Genomic DNA, 18,298 nt, shown 5'->3' on the forward strand with positions numbered 1-18,298 from the left:
CAGCAGTTTATGATCTGCCCCATTAGAGGTATGTTTGCACCATGACGGTGCATTACGTTGGCAAAAGCGCCACTTTGCTGATTTTGTCAGCAAACGATCAAAAGGTGTTGATCCATCCTTTGACAAGGCGAACGCAGGTCGATAATATGCGCCCCGTTCACACGATTCCTCTGTAGTTCAGTCGGTAGAACGGCGGACTGTTAATCCGTATGTCACTGGTTCGAGTCCAGTCAGAGGAGCCAAATTTGAAAAGCCTGCTTTTAAAGCAGGCTTTTTGCTTTTCTGCGGCGGGTAAAATTGTCGGGTGGCGGCTTCGCCTTACCCGACCTACGGGACTGTAGGCCCGGTAAGCGCAGCGCCACCGGGCGAAACGAACTCAATGGCTGAGCTTCACCGGCATCCCCGACCGCCGCTCCAGTTCTGCCCCCGCCCCCTCGTTTATCAGCTGCGTCCGCTGTGCGCCTGAAATGGGCAGAGGCACTTTCCGTGTTGACTCAAATTCCGCGCGGTTACGTGATAATGGCTCATGAACCTCAACCCAGCGGCTGCCGTCCGGCTCGGTGGTGCTTTTAACGGGCCTGTCGATAAGCTGCACGCGGGTTCCTACGGGGACATTATCGAAAAGGTATTTGATGTCGTTATTACGCAGACGAATACAGCCCTGGCTCACCCGCAGCCCGATGCCGAAATTCGAGTTTGTGCCGTGAATGGCATAGAGCCTGCCGATATAAATCGCATACAGCCCCATCGGGTTATCCGGCCCGGCGGGCACGAACGCCGGAAGCGTTTTCCCCTCTGCCGCATAGGCGCGGCGCGTGTTCGGCGTCGGAGACCAGGTTGGCCCCTCCTGCTTACGCTCAACGGCCGTCACCCAGTTACGCGGGGTTTCGCGTCCGGCCTGACCGATGCCGATGGGCAGCACTTCAACGGTGTTGCCGACAGGCGGATAGTAGTAGAGGCGCATTTCCGCCGCATTTACGATGATCCCCTCGCGGACGGTGTCAGGCAAAATCAGCTGCTGAGGTATTACCAGACGGGTGCCGGATTTAGGCAAAAAAGGATCCACGCCCGGGTTTGCTTCCAGCATGTTGCTCAGCCCCTGCCCGTACTGCGCGGCAAAGGCCTCCAGAGGCAGCGTGTTGCCTTCGGGAACGGTGATGATAATCGGGGTTCCCACCAGACGACTGCCTTCCGGCGGTAGCGTATAGGTTACGGCAAACGCACCGGGAACAGCGGCGCACAGCGTAAGGACGAACCAGATAAGTCGAATCATAGTTTCCTGTGCTCATAAAAAGAGAAAGCCCGGGCTCAGGCAGGCTTTCTCAGTTTACGCTATCACGCCTCGGTTTTGCGCCACCTGCGCGTCAGTACTTTTTCCGCCTCGACAATAAGGAACATCACAAAACCAATCAGCAAGGTGATGACCCAGTAGCGGAACGGCAGCGCCTCGGTGCCAAACAGCATCTGCATGAAGGGTGCGTAAATAATAAGAAGCTGTAGCGCCAGCAGTACGCCGCTGACGATCCAAATCCCTTTGTTCGCCAGCAGGCCTTTGCTCAGCGAGAAGCCGTCATTCACGCGACAGTTGAGCATGTAGAACCACTGCGCAGTGACCAGGGTTTGCAGCAGCACGGTGCGGATAAATTCCGCCGAATAGCCGCGCGGCTGTAGCCTGGCTTCCAGCACGAAGGCGCTGATGGCAATCATCAGACCGACAAACACCACGCGCCAGATGGCATAGCCGTCCATCACATGGAGATTCGCCTTGCGCGGTGGCCGGTTCATGATGTTTTTCTCACCCGCTTCAAACGCCAGGCCAAACGACAGCGTGGCCGATGTCGCCATGTTCATCCACAGGATCAGGACCGGCGTCAGCGGGATCAGGTTCCCCGCCAGCAGCGCGATGATGATCAGCAGAGCCTGCGCGATGTTGCTGGGGATAACGAACAGAATGGTCTTTTTCAGGTTATCGTAAACCCGACGTCCCTCGTGCACCGCGCGGGCAATGGTGGCAAAGTTGTCATCCGTTAACACCATATCGGCGGCTTCCTTGGTGACTTCCGTCCCCTTAATCCCCATGGCGATACCCACATCCGCCCGCTTGAGCGCCGGGGCATCGTTTACGCCATCCCCGGTCATGCCCACGACTTCCTGTTTACTTTGCAGAGCCTGCACAAGGCGGAATTTATCCTCCGGGCTGGTTCGGGCGAAAATATCGTACTGCTGGGCGGCGTCGCTCAGCTGACGATCGTCCATCGCCTCCAGCTCACGTCCGGTGATAGCGCTTGCGGCGTTACCTATCCCCAACATTTTCCCAATGCTCATTGCCGTTTGCGGGTGGTCCCCGGTAATCATTTTCACGCGGATCCCGGCCTGCAGACAGTCGGCAATGGCGGTAATGGCCTCCGGACGCGGCGGATCCATCATTCCTGCAATACCCAGCAGGATCACGCCATCATGCAGGTCCGGGTGATCCAGCTCGCGCTGTCCCTCGCGGGCAGGTTTCCAGGCCGCAGCCACCATGCGCAATCCTTCCCGGGCATACTCTTCAATCTTCCCTTCCCAGTAAGGCTGATCGAACGGCTGTAGTCCGTCATTCGTCTGCTGATACTGGCAGAGGCGGAACAGGACGTCCGGCGCGCCGGTGATCAAAATCACCTCTTCATCGCCCAGCCGGTATAGCGTGGACATGTATTTATACTGCGAATCAAACGGGATTTTACTGCGCATTTCGGTATCGAGCGGTGGGAGCGGGATTTTCGCCGCCAGCACCTTCAGCGCGCCCTCGGTTGGTCCCCCGGTGATTTTCCACAGCCCCTGCTCGTCTTTGATCAGCTGGCTGTCATTACAGAGGTCAATGGTGCGCAGGTAGCGTTCCAGCAGGGAACCCTGCGTCACGCTGACGGGCGTCGGGTCATCGACGGGGTGAATATTCCCCACCGGTTCGTAGCTGTCGCCCTCCACGCGATAGGTCGTGTCAGCGGTAATCACCGCTTTGACCGTCATTTCATTCATCGTCAAAGTGCCGGTTTTATCCGAGCAGATGACCGTCATTGCGCCCAGCGTTTCCACCGTAGGCAGCTTGCGAATGATGGCCTTGCGACGCGCCATGGCCTGTACGCCAAGCGAAAGGATGATGGAAATGATGGCCGGCAGGCCTTCCGGCACGGCGGCAACGGCGAGGCTGATAAGCGACAGCACCAGTTCAGAAACCGGCATATCCCGGAACAGGAGGCTAAAGACAAACAGCGCCACCATCATCACCAGGATAGTGATGAAGATAGTCTTACCGAGCTTATCCATCTGCACCATCAGCGGCGTGCGGTGCTTTTCAATGTCGGACATCATCTGATTGATATGACCCAGCTCGGTCTCGCCCCCGGTTGCCACCACCACGCCTTTACCGCCGCCGGAGCTGACGGTAGTGCCTGAGTAGAGCAGATTATACCGGTCACCTAAGGGCAGTTCCCCGCTTAGCGCATCGCTGTTTTTCTCAACAACGGTGGATTCGCCGGTCAGGATAGCCTCCTCCACGCGCAGGTTGTGCGCTTCAATCACGCGCAGGTCCGCAGGGATACGGTCCCCGGCGCGGATCACCACGATATCACCCGGGACCAGCGCCGTGGTGGGGATCGTTTCATGATTCCCCTGTCGTACCACCACGGCTTCGCTGGAGAGCATATTGCGAATGCTCTGCAACGATTTTTCAGCATTGCTCTCCTGGATATGGCCAATCAGCGCGTTAATGATGGCAACACCAAGGATCACAAACATGTCTACCCAGTGGCCCATAAAGAGCTTAAGCAACGCGGCCACCAGCAGAACGTAAATCAACACATCGTTAAAGTGCGCCAGGAAGCGCAGCCAGGCGGGTTTGCCCTTTTTTTGCGGTAACGCATTCTCACCGTGCTGCTGAAGTCGGGCTGATGCCTCAGTGCCGCTAAGGCCTTCCAGGGTGGAGTGGATATTCGACAGGGTTTCGTCAACGGTTTGTTGATAATACGGACGTTCAGGTTTTCCTGTTTTCATCGTTCCTTCCTCAGGTTCTATTCAGAAATCACCTTGCTTCTCTGTAATTAACGAATAACGAAAACAGGGACATGAGCGTAACGAACAATACTTGCCGCCTCTGATCCTAACAAATGGGTTTGAATATTGGGATTTCGCGAGCCAACAATAATCGCGCCGACAGCCAGTTCATCCGCCAGCTTAATAACCTCATCACGAACATTCCCGCTACGAACATGGAGATGAACACGTTCTTCTGGCAGATTCACTTTTTTGACCAGGTCAGACAGCTTTTCTTTCGAATTATTAATCATATATTCATCCATTTTGCGCGCATCTGAAATAAAACCACGCGTCAGTTCGGCTGAAAATTTGGGCATGACGTGCAGCAAATGAATGTCACCCGATGCGCTTTGCGCCAGAAACTGTGCATGCTGCAACGCTTTATCCGCCAGGCTTGTCTCGTAGACATCCACCGGAACGAGAATGTTTTTATACATATCGAGCATCCTTTTTATAACCAACACGAGAGTGAATGAAGCAAAAAAACGCATTAAATGCAGGGGGTTGCCCTTAATGCCAGTTACGGTAAAAAGAGATGAATAATATTAAACGTAGCACAGGAATATCAGGTTTAACGCTTCCCCACTGATAATGGTTATTTAACATTTATGTTTTCGCCGACTATGCTCATAGTCAGCCACCGCTTCCGGCTCATGGAGGAATGTATGTATGGTTTAAGCCTGATCCGCCTGGGTATGTTTATTGCACTCGCCATTATCGCCAGCACGGCGATTGGTTTATTTACCTATATGGTCGTCACTGTTCTGGCAGAATAGTGTCACCCCCTGTCCAGGTTATGGAATAAATAAAACAGTTATTTATTAGGGGAATACAGTGAACCGCTACCTCTCTCTTTTACCGTTCGTTTTGTTAACGCTCACGGCGTGCGACCCGAAACCGAAGCAAGCCTCCCCCCTGCCCAGGATGGTAAAAGTGGCGGAGGTGACGGTTCCCGGCCACGCCCAGCAGCGCGTTTTTCCTGCCCGCATTGAATCGGGCGATGCCACAGACCTTTCCTTCAAGCGCGCAGGTCAAATTGAAGCGCTCGATGTACGTCAGGGTGCTGCCATTAAACAGGGGCAACAGCTTGCCAGACTGAACGCCCGCGAAGCCCAGCAGCGGGTTAACGACAGACAAACGGCGGCGACGCTGGCCCAGAGGCAGTTCGACCGCTTCCAGACGCTGGCAGGACGACAGGCCATTTCAAAAGCCGAGATGGACGTGCAGCGTGCGAACCGCGATTCGGCGAATGCGGCGCTGCAGATTGCCCGGGAAGAGCTAAATCAGATGACGCTCGTTGCGCCCTTCAGCGGGACGGCGGCCAGCGTGCACGTGCGAAACCATCAGGTGGTGTCCGCCGGTCAGCCCATCGCGACGTTAACCCGTACCGATCTGCTAGACGTGGTGTTCAGCATCCCTGAAAACCTGTTTAAGACCTTTGATATCCGCAACGCGCAGTATCGCCCCGTGGTGAAAATTAACGCCCTTCCGGATCGAGAATTTACCGCCGTCTACAAAGAGCATTCGGGCAGCAGCGACAGCAATACCCTGACCTGGCAGGTGATACTCACCATGCCGCGGCCAGATGATTTTCCCGCCGTCGGTGGCGTAAGCGGTACGGTGACCATCAATTTGACCAACCTCCCGGCCGGTGCGGGTGCTCAGGCGCTCGTCGTACCGGTTGAGGCAGTCTTTAACCCGGACAACAGCCCGCGCAATGAGCCGCACGTCTGGGTCGTAACGGGCGAAGGCGACACGCTCCATCTTGAAGACCGCAAGGTCAGCGTGGGGCAAGTGAGTACCGAAGGCGTGGTGATTACCAGCGGGCTGAAGGCGGGCGAGCGCGTGGTGGCCGCAGGCGTTGGGGAACTGCATGCTAACCAGCAGGTGCGTATCTGGACGCGTGAACGGGGACTGTAATGGATATCTCTCGTCAATTTATTAATAACCCTGTTCGCGTCTGGCTAACGATCCTGCTGCTGGGCGTCGGGGGGATTTTCGCCCTGTTGAATATCGGCAGGCTGGAAGATCCCGCCTTTACCATCAAAACCGCAGTGGTGGTTACCCACTACCCCGGCGCATCCGCTCAGCAGGTTGAAGAAGAGGTGACGCTTCCGCTGGAGAATGCCCTGCAGCAGCTGCCTTATCTGGACAACGTGAGCTCCATCTCGTCAAACGGTCTGTCGCAAATCACTGTTAACATCGCTTCACGCTATCACTCGAACGAGCTGCCGCAGATTTGGGATGAACTTCGCCGCCGCGTGGGCGATGCCTCGCGTCAGTTCCCGCCCGGCGTCATCACGCCCTTTGTGAATGACGATTTCGGCGACGTGTTCGGCTTCTTCTTCGCCATTTCCGGAGATGAATTCAGTAATCCTGAACTGGTGAGATATGCGGAGCAGCTGCGCCGGGAGTTGATTCTGATCCCCGGCGTCGCGAAGGTGGCCATCGGCGGGGCGATTAGCCAGCAGGTCAACATTGATATCTCCCTGACCAAAATGGCCGCGCGCGGCATTACGCTGAACCAGCTTTCCGCGCTGCTCAGCAGACTTAACGTCGTTTCCAGCGCCGGAGAAATCACCTCCGGTACCGAATCCATTCGCCTGCACCCGACCGGTGAGTTCGAGAATCTTGATGAACTGGCGGATATCATCATCACGCCTTCCGGCACCGGGGCGGCGACGCGTCTGCGGGATATCGCCACGCTGTCGCGCGGGCTGAACGAATCGCCAGCCAGCATTTACCATGCCAACGGCAAAAAAGCCGTCACCATGGGCGTCTCGTTTATTCCCGGCGTGAACGTGATCGACGTGGGCCACGCGCTGGAGGCGAAGCTAAGCCAGATGTCGGAGGAAAAACCGGCAGGCATACAGATAGACCTGTTTTACGATCAGGCAGCCGAAGTGGGCCACTCCGTTAACGGTTTTATTATTAACTTCCTGATGGCGCTGGCGATTGTCATCGGCGTGCTGCTGATCTTTATGGGCGTACGCAGCGGGATCATCATTGCGTTTTCTCTCGCGCTCAACGTGCTCGGCACGCTGCTGATTATGTATCTGTGGGGCATTGAGCTGCAGCGCATCTCGCTCGGGGCGCTGATTATCGCCCTCAGCATGCTGGTGGATAACGCCATCGTGATTGTCGAAGGGGTGTTGATTACCCGACAGCAGGGCTCGCCTCTGCTGGCCGCTGTGAACTACATCATCCGCCGCTCCGCCCTGCCGCTGCTGGGGGCGACGGTGATTGCCATCCTGGCGTTTGCCCCTATCGGGCTGTCGCAGGATTCCACCGGGGAATACTGTAAATCCCTGTTCCAGGTGCTGCTGATTTCCCTGATGCTGAGCTGGTTTTCGGCGCTCACCCTCACCCCGGTGCTGATTAAGTGGTGGTTGTTTAAAAACGACAACACCCCCGATAAAACCGATGAGTCAGATCCTTACGATAAACGACTCTACCGCGCCTACCAGCGCCTGCTTAACACGCTGCTGCACCATAAGGCACCGACGCTCATTGTGATGGCTGCGCTGCTGGCAGCGTCTGTCTGGGGTTTTGGCGCCGTACGGCAAAACTTTTTCCCGTCGTCTAATACGCCGATTTTCTTTGTCGACCTCTGGCTACCCTACGGCACCGATATTAAATGGACCGAGAAAATGACCGGCGATATCGAAAAAACCATTAACGGCCAGCCGGGCGTGGAAACCACCGTTTCAACCATCGGTCAGGGAAGTATGCGGTTTATTCTGACCTACAGCGGACAGCGGCAGTACAGTAACTATGCGCAGATCATGGTGCGCATGGACGACCAGCGCAACATCTCCGCCCTGACGCGCCACGTGGACGAGTACATCGCGCGAAACTATCCGCAGGTCAACGCCAGCACCAAACGCGTAATGTTTGGCCCCTCCGGCGACAGCGCCATTGAGGTGCGCATTAAAGGTCCCGATCCTGACCGGCTGCGCTTGATTGCCAGCCAGGTGGACGACATCCTCACCCGCGACCCGGCCACGGGCAGCGTCAGGAACGACTGGCAAAACCGCAGCAAGGTGATCCGCCCACAGTACGTTGCCGCCCTGGGCCGCGAGCTTGGCGTAGATAAACAGGACGTCGACAACGCGCTGGAGATGAATTTCTCCGGTAGCCGGGCGGGGCTGTTTCGGGAAGGCAGCGACCTGCTGCCCGTGGTGGTGCGCCCGCCTGAGAGCGAACGGCTGGACGCCAATCACCTGAACAACGTGCTGGTGTGGAGCCAGACGCGGCAGCAGTATATCCCGCTGAGTAACGTCGTCAGCCGCTTCTCGCTGGAGTGGGAGGATCCGCTCATCCTTCGACGCGATCGCTCGCGGGTGCTGACGGTTCAGACGGACCCAGACCCGCTAAGCCAGCAAACCTCCGGCGATATCCTTGCCCGCGTGAAGCCGCAGGTGGATGCCCTTAGCCTGCCACACGGCTACAGCATTGAATGGGGGGGCGACGCGGAAAACTCCAGCGAAGCGCAGCAGGGGCTATTCACAACGCTACCTCTCGGGTATCTGGTGATGTTTGTCATTACGGTTCTAATGTTTAGCTCGGTAAAAAACGCCGTCGCTATCTGGCTGACCGTACCGCTGGCGCTGATCGGCGTGACGCCGGGATTTTTAATTACCGGCATTCCCTTTGGCTTTATGGCGCTGATTGGCCTGCTGAGCCTGAGCGGAATGCTCATCCGCAACGGCATCGTGCTGGTGGAAGAGATTGAACAGCAGAAAACGCAAAAGGATCAGCACAGCGCGATCGTTTATGCCGCCACCTCGCGCCTGCGCCCTATCCTGCTCACCGCGTTTACGACAGTGCTTGGCCTGGCTCCGCTACTACTGGACGTTTTCTTCCAGAGCATGGCCGTTGTGATTATGTTTGGACTGGGGTTTGCTACAATCCTGACGCTGCTGGTACTTCCCGTGATCTATGCGTGTTTCCATCGTAAGGACGAAGCCAAACAACAATGAATGCGACAGGGCTGAACATTATCAAGACGCTGGGCTGTATGACGGCGGTGACCTTCTTTACCATCTACAATACCTGGGATCACTATGATTATGACTATCACTGGATCCTGGGGTTTTTAACTTTTATCTCGACCATCGCCACGCCGCTGTTTTTTGTGGTTTCGGGCTATCTCGACGGACAATCCCGGCACGGCACCCGCTGGCAGCTGGGTAAAATTAAAAGTCTGGTGATTGTTTTTCTGTTCTGGATAACGATCTACTACCTGTGGGAGCCCTATCAGCGCGGGTATTTAATCCAGCCCTGGTTCGTGTTCGCCTTTGTCGTGATTTACACCTTCCATCCGGCGGTGGAGTGGCTCAGCCAGCGGCGAGCGCTATTCTGCGGGGCGATTACCGCCCTGCTGCTCTTTTCCTACGGATACGATCTGCTATCGGCGCTTTATCCTGAAACACACTTCCTTTCCCTGTCACCGCAGTATCGGCTGTGGACATGGCTGCTGTTTTATCTGACGGGGCAACTCTTCTGCGACCCGAAAATCGCCGAGTGGATTAGCCGCAAAAATGTCGTCAGGGCGGCGGTTGTCGCCATCCCGTTTATCTATCTCTTCACCTGGTTTTACGAGCGCCACTTCTTCTTCGCGCTGTTCAAGGCGGACAGAAACGCCTTTATTCTCACCGGCTCTCAAATTTACATTTTGATCATCGCGCTGGTGATTGCGGCGAACGGCGTGCGCTTTCGTCGCAACGCCGAATTCAAAGAGTCGGTTCTGGCCGCCATCAGCAAAACGATGACCGGCGTGTATATTGTGCACTACTCGGTGTTTCACCTGCTGACGGCGCTGATACCGGTGACCTCCCTCGGCATAAAGCTTTCGCTGATTGTGCTCACGTTCGTCACCTCTGTTCTCTTCTCCATGCTGGTATTGTCTAACGCCGTGGCAAAAAAGGTGATCACCCTTTAAAAGCCTAAGCGCAGCCAGGCAAAGAGCACGTTGCCGTTATTGTAGGTACCTGGAATATAGGTGAACTGGACGGTAACGCGCTTATACCCGGCCGAAAACAGCGGGAAGATGAACGGTAGCGGCACGTAGTTGGCAAAATCATCTCGCGCCGTGATGCCCGCTGCAGCACCGAGCCCCAGGCGGAAATCCTTCGCATTATCCAGATACCAGCCCTTCTCCCAGCCATAGCCCATCGCGGGCTGCCATTCGTTATGGGAGTCCTTGAACATCATCGCGAAGAGCGCGCTCCAGTTGCCCTCTTCGTTATAGCGGGAAACGCCCAGCCCGCCGCCCCACGGCATTTCATTGTAATTGTCCGTTTTTTCTTTGTCGTACATAAAGCGAGCGTGCCAGCTCAGAAACGGCAGGTACAAATCGTAACGCTGAGGCTCTTCCCAGGTCTGGGAGATATCCTCCGTCAGCGTATTCCACCAGCCGCTAATTCGCTGTTCTCCATAGACTTTCTGCTCGGCATGAAGCGGTGCGGCGAATAAAAACAGGACAATCCATATGGCCGAAAAGGTGCGTTGCATTATTTTTCCCTCAGCTTAAGTCACGCAGCGGTTTCTATTACTGTAATCCATTCAGCACTAACCGGAGCCAAACAGACTGATTTATCTCAAGGCAGGGGAAGATGAAATTTATTTATTCAGCGCCTTCCGGAAAGATAAAAACGTTTTCTCAGGCGTTTTGTCGCGGTAGTCTCATAGGTTCCGTTTATATGACGGACGCAATGTGAGTGACCTTTTCTTATACCAATAATTAAAAATCAGTACAGACAGGACAACTATGGACTCCACCCTCATCTCCGAACGTCCCAACGAGGAGACGCCTTCGCTCAACCGTGCCCGCCGCGCAGCCTTAGGCAGCTTCGCGGGTGCCGTCGTCGACTGGTATGATTTTCTGCTCTACGGCATCACTGCCGCCCTGGTGTTTAACCGCGAATTTTTTCCCCAGGTCAGCCCCGCGATGGGCACGCTCGCGGCGTTTGCCACCTTCGGCGTCGGCTTTCTGTTTCGCCCGCTGGGCGGGGTGATTTTCGGCCACTTTGGCGACCGCCTCGGCCGCAAGCGCATGCTGATGCTCACCGTCTGGATGATGGGGATCGCCACTGCGCTTATCGGTATTCTCCCCTCGTTTGCCTCCATCGGCTGGTGGGCACCGGTACTGCTGGTCACCCTGCGCGCCATCCAGGGCTTCGCCGTAGGCGGTGAATGGGGCGGCGCGGCGCTGCTGTCCGTCGAGAGCGCGCCGAAGCACAGGAAAGCCTTTTACAGCAGCGGCGTGCAGGTGGGTTATGGCGTCGGCCTGCTGCTCTCCACCGGGCTGGTCTCCTTAATCAGCCAGCTCACCACCGACGAGCAGTTCCTGAGCTGGGGCTGGCGCATTCCGTTCATCTTCAGCATTGTGCTGGTCATCGCCGCGCTGTGGATCCGCAACGGGATGGAAGAGTCCGCGGAATTCGAACAGCAGCAGCGGGAAAAACCGGTCGCTAAAAAACGGCTGCCGGTGATGGAAGCGCTGGTTCAGCATCCTGGCGCTTTTCTGAAAATTATCGCCCTGCGCCTCTGTGAACTGCTGACGATGTATATCGTCACCGCGTTTGCGCTGAACTACTCGACGCAGAACCTCGGACTTCCCCGCGAGCTGTTCCTCAATATCGGCCTGCTGGTCGGCGGGATAAGCTGCCTGACTATCCCCTGCTTCGCCTGGCTGGCGGACCGGTTTGGTCGCCGTCGCGTCTATATTACCGGGGCGCTGATTGGCACCCTCAGCGCCTGGCCGTTCTTTATGGCGCTGGAGGCCCAGTCGATCTTCTGGATTGTCTTCTTCGCCATCATGCTCGCCAACATCGCTCACGACATGGTGGTGTGCGTGCAGCAGCCGATGTTCACCGAGCTGTTTGGCGCAAGCTACCGCTACAGCGGCGCGGGCGTGGGCTATCAGGTGGCAAGCGTAGTCGGTGGCGGCTTTACGCCGTTTATTGCCGCCGCGCTGGTGACTTTCTCTGGCGGAAACTGGCACAGCGTGGCGATTTATCTGCTGGCCGGTTGCCTGCTCTCTGCCGCCACGGCGCTGTTTATGAAAGAGCCGCGCCACACCTGATCTCACTTTTGTTTCACGGGCGTGTGACATACTATCGGGTAGAGTCACACACCTGTGGAACAAGGAGACAGAGATGAATAATAAGGGCTCCAGCCTGACCCCGGCTCAGGCGCTGGAAAAACTCGACGCGCTGTATGAACAGTCCGTCAACGCGCTGCGCAGCGCCATCAGTGAATACATCGAATCAGGGAAACTTCCCGATGAAAAGGCCAGAACTCAGGGCCTTTTTGTTTATCCGTCGCTCTCTGTTACCTGGGACGGCAGTGCCAGCAGTAATCCCAAAACCCGGGCCTACGCGCGCTTTACCCACTCCGGCTGTTACAGCACCACCGTCACCCGCCCTGCGCTGTTCCGCCCCTATCTTGAGGAACAGCTGACGCTGCTGTATCAGGATTACGGCGCGCACATTTCTGTAGAACCTTCGCTGCACGAAATCCCTTATCCGTACGTGATAGACGGCTCGGCGCTGACGCTGGATCGCTCCATGAGCGCGGGGCTGACGCGCCATTTCCCGACCACCGAGCTTTCCCAGATTGGCGATGAGACGGCTGACGGCATCTATCACCCGGCAGAATTTTCTCCCCTGTCGCACTTTGATGCTCGCCGCGTGGACTTCTCCCTGGCGCGCCTGCGTCACTACACCGGCACGCCTGCGGAGCACTTCCAGCCGTTTGTGCTGTTCACCAACTACACCCGCTACGTGGATGAGTTTGTCCGTTGGGGCTGTAGCCAAATTCTCGATCCGGACAGTCCTTACATCGCCCTTTCCTGCGCGGGCGGGATCTGGATCACCGCGGAGACCGAAGCGCCCGAGCAGGCTATCTCCGACCTGGCGTGGAAAAAACACCAGATGCCCGCGTGGCACCTGATCACCGCCGACGGACAGGGCATTACGCTGATCAACATCGGCGTGGGCCCGTCAAACGCCAAAACCATCTGCGACCATCTGGCGGTCCTGCGTCCGGACGTATGGCTGATGATTGGCCACTGCGGCGGCCTGCGCGAAAGCCAGCTGATTGGCGATTACGTGCTGGCCCACGCCTATCTGCGTGATGACCACGTACTGGACGCGGTACTGCCGCCGGACATCCCGATCCCGAGCATCGCCGAAGTACAGCGCGCGCTCTATGACGCCACCAAAGAGGTCAGCGGTATGCCGGGTGAAGAGGTTAAGCAGCGCCTGCGTACCGGCACGGTAGTGACGACGGATGACCGCAACTGGGAGTTGCGCTACTCCGCCTCCGCGCTGCGGTTCAACCTGAGCCGCGCGGTGGCGATTGATATGGAGAGCGCCACCATTGCCGCGCAGGGATATCGCTTCCGCGTCCCTTACGGCACGCTGCTGTGCGTCTCCGATAAGCCGCTGCACGGCGAGATTAAGCTGCCGGGCCAGGCCAACCGTTTTTACGAAGGGGCTATCTCTGAGCATCTGCAGATCGGTATTCGTGCGATTGATTTACTTCGCGCGGAGGGCGACAAGCTGCATTCACGCAAGCTGCGTACCTTCAACGAGCCGCCGTTCCGCTAATAACAAGGAAAAACCATGCACACCACATCACCGCTCTCTGCCCTGCGCCACTGGCTTGAAGCCCGTCATCTCGACGGGATGATTGTTCCGCGAGCGGATGCCTGGCAGAGCGAATACTGCGCCCCATACGACGAAAAGCTGGCCTGGCTGACGGGCTTTGACGGCTCGGCCGGTCTGGCTCTGGTGCTGAAAGACAAAGCGCTACTCTTCGTCGATGGACGTTATCAGGTTCAGGCCCGCGTTCAGGTCAATATGGACGAGATTGAGGTCCACCATCTTCACAACGAACCGCTGGCTGAGTGGCTGGCAAAAAACGTGAAGGCAGGGACGCGCATTGGCTTTGACGCGATGCTGATGACAAATTCAGAGTTTGAGCAGCTGTCTGCCACGCCGTGCGAGCTGGTGCCTCTGAAGGCCTCACCGTTTGACACGCTGTGGACTGACCGCCCAGCGGCGCCTGCGGGTATTATCCGCGAAATGCCCGTTGAGGTCAGCGGTGAAAGCAGCGCAGAAAAACGTCAGCGTGTTGCCGCCGTGCTGGCAGAACACAATGCGGATTTCCTCGCCGTGACGCTGCCGGACAACATCGCCTGGCTGCTGAACGTGCGTGGATCAGATATCCCCTTTAGCCCGGTTCCTCTCTCCTTCGCCCTGCTCAGCCGTAATGGTAGCGTGGAGTGGTTTGTAGACGATGCGAAGCTCACCGCGTTGCCGAATGCCGTGCGTAATGCTTTCACTCTCTCACCGCAGAGGGCGTTTATTGAACGCTGCCAGCAGCAGGCTGCGGGCAAACGGGTGCTGGTCGATGCCGATTCTGCGCCTGTTGCATTGCGCTTTGCCATCGAGCCGCAGGGAGAAATCGTCTGGCAGACCGATCCCATCACCCTGATGAAAGCCACGAAAAACCCGATGGAGCTGGCGGGCTATCGCGAATGCCATCATCAGGACGGTGCCGCGTGGGTTAATTTTCTTGCCTGGCTGAGTCAAGAAGTTCCACGACGCGAGGCGGCAGGGAAACCGTTGACCGAACTGGAGGTACAGGCACAACAGCTGGCGTTCCGCAGGCAACAGCCCGGTTTTATTGAGCAGAGTTTTGCGACCATTTCCGCGTCGTCGAGCAATGCGGCAATGTGCCATTACCACTCAAGCGAAGCCAGTAACAAGCCCATCGGACATGACCATTTTTATCTGAATGATTCCGGTGGTCAGTACCACAACGGCACCACCGATGCCACGCGCACGCTGGCGTGGGGTAAAGTCGATCCGCAGCAGCGCCTGCACTATACCGCCGTGCTGAGAGGCTTCCTGTCGCTCATTACCCTGCAGTTCCCTTCAGAGACTCAGGGACATCAGCTGGATGCCTTCGCCCGTCGTCCGCTGTGGGAGATGGGGCTGGATTACGATCACGGTACCGGGCACGGCGTGGGGCATCAGTTGCTGATCCATGAAAACCCACATCGCATCGCCAAAAAGGTCAACCCGTGGCCGCTGGTGGCGGGGAATATCATGACCATCGAACCGGGCTACTATCTGGGCGATAGCCACGGCATTCGCATTGAAAATCAGGTAGAGATTGTGGAAAGCCGCCCGGGGTTCTGCAAATTTGTCTCGCTGACGCTGATCCCGATTGACCTAAGCCAGGTGGAATTGCATCTGTTGAGCGAGCAGGAAAAGCAGTGGCTGGATGAATATCATCAGCAGGTACGGGAGGCGCTGTTACCTCTGGTGAACAGCGATGCGCGAGCGTGGCTGGAAGAAGCGACCGCCCCGATGAGTATCTAACATCGTGCGGTCTGATGCCCGGTGGCGCTGCGCTTACCGGGCCTATCTATCCCGTAGGTCGGGTAAGGCGAAGCCGCCACCCGACAATTTTACCCGCTGCAGAAAAGCAAAAAGCCTGCTTTAAAAGCAGGCTTTTCAAATTTGGCTCCTCTGACTGGACTCGAACCAGTGACATACGGATTAACAGTCCGCCGTTCTACCGACTGAACTACAGAGGAATCGTGTGAACGGGGCGCATATTATCGATGCTCCCCGATGATGTCAAAGGCAGAATGCAGATTTCCGTTCGTTTGCCGATTTATTCTCCATTTCGCGCATTTGTCAGGCATTCTTCCGTGGATATTTCCATAACCAACGCCCACTTACCATGCGCCAGTAGAACAGTGCACCGCGCACGGCCCAGTCCAGGAACATACCCAGCCAGACCCCTACAACGCCCATTCCCAGCATAATACCCAGCGTATAACCCGCCACCACGCGGCAACCCCACATCCCGAGCATGGATACCCACATGGCAAACCGGGCATCGCGCGCGCCCTTTAAGCCAGCGGGCAACACCCAGGACGCGGCCCAGATCGGCATAAACGCGGCGTTGAGCCAAATCAGGATCTTAACCACCTCTTTAACATCGTTTTCGTGGGTGTAAAACGAGGCCATCAACCCGGCAAAAGGCGCGGTTCCCCAGGCTATCATTGTCAGCCCAATGGTCGATAGCCAGAAGACATGCCGGAGCTGACGCTCCGCCTGCCCTATCTGCCCTTTCCCGAGCCGTTTGCCGGTGATAATCGTGGAGGCGGAACCAAGGGCGTTGCCCGGCAGGTTAATCAGCGAGGCGATGGAGAAGGCGATAAAGTTACCGGCGATAACATCCGTTCCCATACCGGCCACAAACATCTGCGTGAGCAGCTTGCCGCCGTTGAACAGCACCGACTCAATGCTGGCCGGAATACCGATGCCCATCACTTCCCAGATAATGGCAAAGTTAAACGGCCTGAAATAGCTTTTCAGCGTGAGGCGCAGGGACGGGGTGATCCCCGTCATCAGCACGCCGATAATCGCTGCCGCGCCAATGTAACGTGAAATAGTCAGGCCAAGGCCAGCACCAACAAACCCCAGACCGTCCCAGGAAAAGGCCCCGTAAATCAGTACACTACTGATGATAATGTTCAGGATATTCATCCCGCCGTTGATCAGCAGCGGAATTTTGGTATTACCTGCCCCGCGCAGCGCACCGCTACCAATCAGAGCAATAGCCGCCGCCGGATAGCTTAACACCGTCATTTCCAGGTAGGTCAGCGCAAGGTCTTTTACCTCACTGGTCGCCTCACCCGCGACAATATCAATAATCTCTTTGCCGTAGTAATGGATAACCGCCGCCAGAACGATCGAAAAGAGGGTCATGATCATCAGCGACTGGCGTGCCGCCTCGCGCGCGCGCTTCGGATCAAGTTTCCCCAGACTAAAGGCAACGACGACCGTTGTGCCCAGATCGATGGCAGCAAAGAAAGACATCACCACCATGTTAAAGCTGTCCGCTAGCCCTACCCCTGCCATCGCCTCTTTGCCCAACCAACTGACCAGGAACGTACTTAGCACGCCCATCAGCAGTACGCAGGTATTCTCCAGGAAAATAGGCACAGCAAGGGGGGTGATTTCACGCCAGAACAGAACACGATAACTTTTACGTTTTGCATACCAGGGCGTGCGCATGATCGCCTGGCGTAAGGGGACAGTGACGTTCAAAATGGACCTTAGCGAGAAAAGTTGAAACTCCATTTCAAATGATGGGGGAGAAATGGCTGTCCTGCAAAGTATTTCCATAAAAAAGATGTTTGGATTTACAACAAACTGACGACAGAATCAGCAGTCAGTCGATTTTCCCTAAGATCAGGTTTGACAAAACTTTTTTCGCCGCTAAGATAAGCCTCCACAACGATTCCTCTGTAGTTCAGTCGGTAGAACGGCGGACTGTTAATCCGTATGTCACTGGTTCGAGTCCAGTCAGAGGAGCCACATTTAGAAAAGCCTGCTTTCGAGCGGGCTTTTTGCTTTTCCGGTGAGGATAAATGGACGCACTGTTTGTTTACGGCACACTACGCCCCGGTCACTCTAACGCGCATATTCTTGAAAACATTGGCGGTGAATGGCTCGCTGGCTTCGTATCCGGTACGTTTTACGAACGCGGCTGGGGCGCTGCTGCGGATTTTCCGGGGATTGTGCTCCACCCGGACGGCCCCCGCGTCGAAGGCTATTTGTTTATCTCTGATAACCTTGCCGCACACTGGCAAATGCTGGATGAATTTGAAGACGGCTACGATCGGGTTGAGGTCACGGTGACTACCCTTGAGGGTAAACAGGTTAAGGCCTGGATTTATCAGCTACAGCCGCGCTCTGCGTAATAAAAAAGGCTCTCTGTCACCAGAGAGCCTTTTTCACAATTAGCAGCGATTACTCGCTTTTTGCTTCAGCGTTTTTGATTTCGCCCATCACTTTCAGCTTCTTGGAGATGTCGCGACGCTCTTTGGACAGCTCAGCGTTTTTGATGATGTAGTCATCAACGCGGTCTTCGTAATCGCTCTTCATGCTGGCGATGATGCCCTGAATAGCTTCAACGCTCATGCCTGGCTTGATGTAGTCGCTCAGGTTGTCGAGCAGCAGAACACGTTTCTGGTTGTCACGGATCTTCTTCTCAACGTCCTGGATTTCACGCTGCAGTTTGTTTTTGCGGCGGAACAGGCGGACGAATTCCAGAACATCCTGGAACGAAGGCTTGGTAGTTTCCATTTTTACACCCCTGATAATGTGAGATTCGGATTCGTTAAGGCAAC

The 18,298-nt window shown here is 56.2% G+C and carries 13 protein-coding genes and 3 tRNA genes; 9 read left to right on the forward strand and 7 right to left on the reverse strand.

Features of this window, described 5'->3' with window-relative positions; genetic code table 11:
* The first annotated feature begins 166 nt into the window (after positions 1-166).
* A tRNA-Asn gene (locus EXW94_RS07040) sits at positions 167-242 on the forward strand.
* Positions 243-376: 134 nt separating this feature from the next.
* Here the strand turns inward: EXW94_RS07040 and ldtA are convergent.
* The 3 genes from ldtA to EXW94_RS07055 form a co-directional block, all read right to left on the reverse strand.
* Positions 377-1,273, reverse strand: a complete 897-nt coding sequence (gene ldtA / locus EXW94_RS07045) for a L,D-transpeptidase (RefSeq protein ID WP_148399956.1) — start codon at positions 1,271-1,273, stop codon at positions 377-379.
* Between the two features lie 62 nt (positions 1,274-1,335).
* Positions 1,336-4,029, reverse strand: coding sequence for a cation-transporting P-type ATPase (locus tag EXW94_RS07050; protein ID WP_174339778.1), 2,694 nt, complete (start codon positions 4,027-4,029; stop codon positions 1,336-1,338).
* Positions 4,030-4,076: 47 nt separating this feature from the next.
* Entirely contained in the window at positions 4,077-4,508 is a 432-nt protein-coding gene (locus EXW94_RS07055) for a universal stress protein (RefSeq protein WP_029741859.1), read from the reverse strand.
* 397 nt (positions 4,509-4,905) lie between these two features.
* On the opposite strand from EXW94_RS07055, the gene EXW94_RS07060 reads away from it, so the two are divergent.
* From EXW94_RS07060 to EXW94_RS07070, 3 genes are read left to right on the forward strand one after another with little or no spacing between them, the layout of a single operon-like run.
* A complete protein-coding gene (locus EXW94_RS07060) occupies positions 4,906-5,991 on the forward strand; it encodes an efflux RND transporter periplasmic adaptor subunit (protein WP_174339779.1) in 1,086 nt (361 codons plus the stop codon).
* The gene (locus tag EXW94_RS07065) at positions 5,991-9,053 is read left to right on the forward strand and encodes an efflux RND transporter permease subunit (protein WP_174339780.1); all 3,063 of its coding nucleotides are present in this window, start codon (positions 5,991-5,993) and stop codon (positions 9,051-9,053) included. The genes EXW94_RS07060 and EXW94_RS07065 overlap by 1 nt, the downstream gene beginning before the upstream one ends.
* A complete protein-coding gene (locus tag EXW94_RS07070) occupies positions 9,050-10,015 on the forward strand; it encodes an acyltransferase (RefSeq protein WP_174339781.1) in 966 nt (321 codons plus the stop codon). Before EXW94_RS07065 ends, EXW94_RS07070 begins: the two co-directional genes overlap by 4 nt.
* On the opposite strand, the gene pagP is transcribed toward EXW94_RS07070, so the two are convergent.
* Positions 10,012-10,587, reverse strand: coding sequence for a lipid IV(A) palmitoyltransferase PagP (gene pagP / locus EXW94_RS07075; RefSeq protein ID WP_174339782.1), 576 nt, complete (start codon positions 10,585-10,587; stop codon positions 10,012-10,014). The genes EXW94_RS07070 and pagP overlap by 4 nt on opposite strands.
* A 256-nt stretch (positions 10,588-10,843) precedes the next feature.
* Between pagP and shiA the strand changes: the two genes are divergently transcribed.
* The 3 genes from shiA to EXW94_RS07090 all read left to right on the forward strand — a co-directional run bounded on the left by shiA (position 10,844) and on the right by EXW94_RS07090 (position 15,470).
* On the forward strand, positions 10,844-12,160 hold the full coding sequence (shiA, locus tag EXW94_RS07080; protein WP_010432076.1) for a shikimate transporter: 1,317 nt from the start codon (positions 10,844-10,846) through the stop codon (positions 12,158-12,160).
* A 73-nt stretch (positions 12,161-12,233) separates the two neighbouring features.
* A complete protein-coding gene (locus tag EXW94_RS07085) occupies positions 12,234-13,688 on the forward strand; it encodes an AMP nucleosidase (protein WP_010432073.1) in 1,455 nt (484 codons plus the stop codon).
* 15 nt (positions 13,689-13,703) lie between these two features.
* Positions 13,704-15,470: an aminopeptidase P family protein gene (locus EXW94_RS07090; protein WP_174339783.1), complete on the forward strand. Its 1,767-nt coding sequence runs from the start codon at positions 13,704-13,706 to the stop codon at positions 15,468-15,470.
* 142 nt (positions 15,471-15,612) lie between these two features.
* Here EXW94_RS07090 and EXW94_RS07095 read toward each other — a convergent pair.
* Both EXW94_RS07095 and emmdR read right to left on the reverse strand, forming a co-directional pair.
* Positions 15,613-15,688, reverse strand: a tRNA-Asn gene (locus EXW94_RS07095).
* Between the two features lie 103 nt (positions 15,689-15,791).
* Positions 15,792-17,246 carry a multidrug efflux MATE transporter EmmdR gene (gene emmdR, locus EXW94_RS07100; RefSeq protein WP_174339784.1) on the reverse strand — a complete coding sequence of 485 codons (1,455 nt, stop codon included), beginning with the start codon at positions 17,244-17,246 and terminating at the stop codon, positions 15,792-15,794.
* Between the two features lie 161 nt (positions 17,247-17,407).
* Here emmdR and EXW94_RS07105 point away from each other — a divergent pair.
* A tRNA-Asn gene (locus EXW94_RS07105) sits at positions 17,408-17,483 on the forward strand.
* A 53-nt stretch (positions 17,484-17,536) separates the two neighbouring features.
* Positions 17,537-17,869 carry a gamma-glutamylcyclotransferase family protein gene (locus EXW94_RS07110; protein WP_089600487.1) on the forward strand — a complete coding sequence of 111 codons (333 nt, stop codon included), beginning with the start codon at positions 17,537-17,539 and terminating at the stop codon, positions 17,867-17,869.
* A 49-nt stretch (positions 17,870-17,918) separates the two neighbouring features.
* On the opposite strand, the gene EXW94_RS07115 is transcribed toward EXW94_RS07110, so the two are convergent.
* Entirely contained in the window at positions 17,919-18,254 is a 336-nt protein-coding gene (locus EXW94_RS07115) for a DUF496 family protein (protein WP_010432067.1), read from the reverse strand.
* Positions 18,255-18,298 lie beyond the last annotated feature (44 nt).

It is taken from the genome of Enterobacter sp. JMULE2 (genome assembly GCF_013337145.1).
Lineage (GTDB): Bacteria > Pseudomonadota > Gammaproteobacteria > Enterobacterales > Enterobacteriaceae > Enterobacter > Enterobacter mori.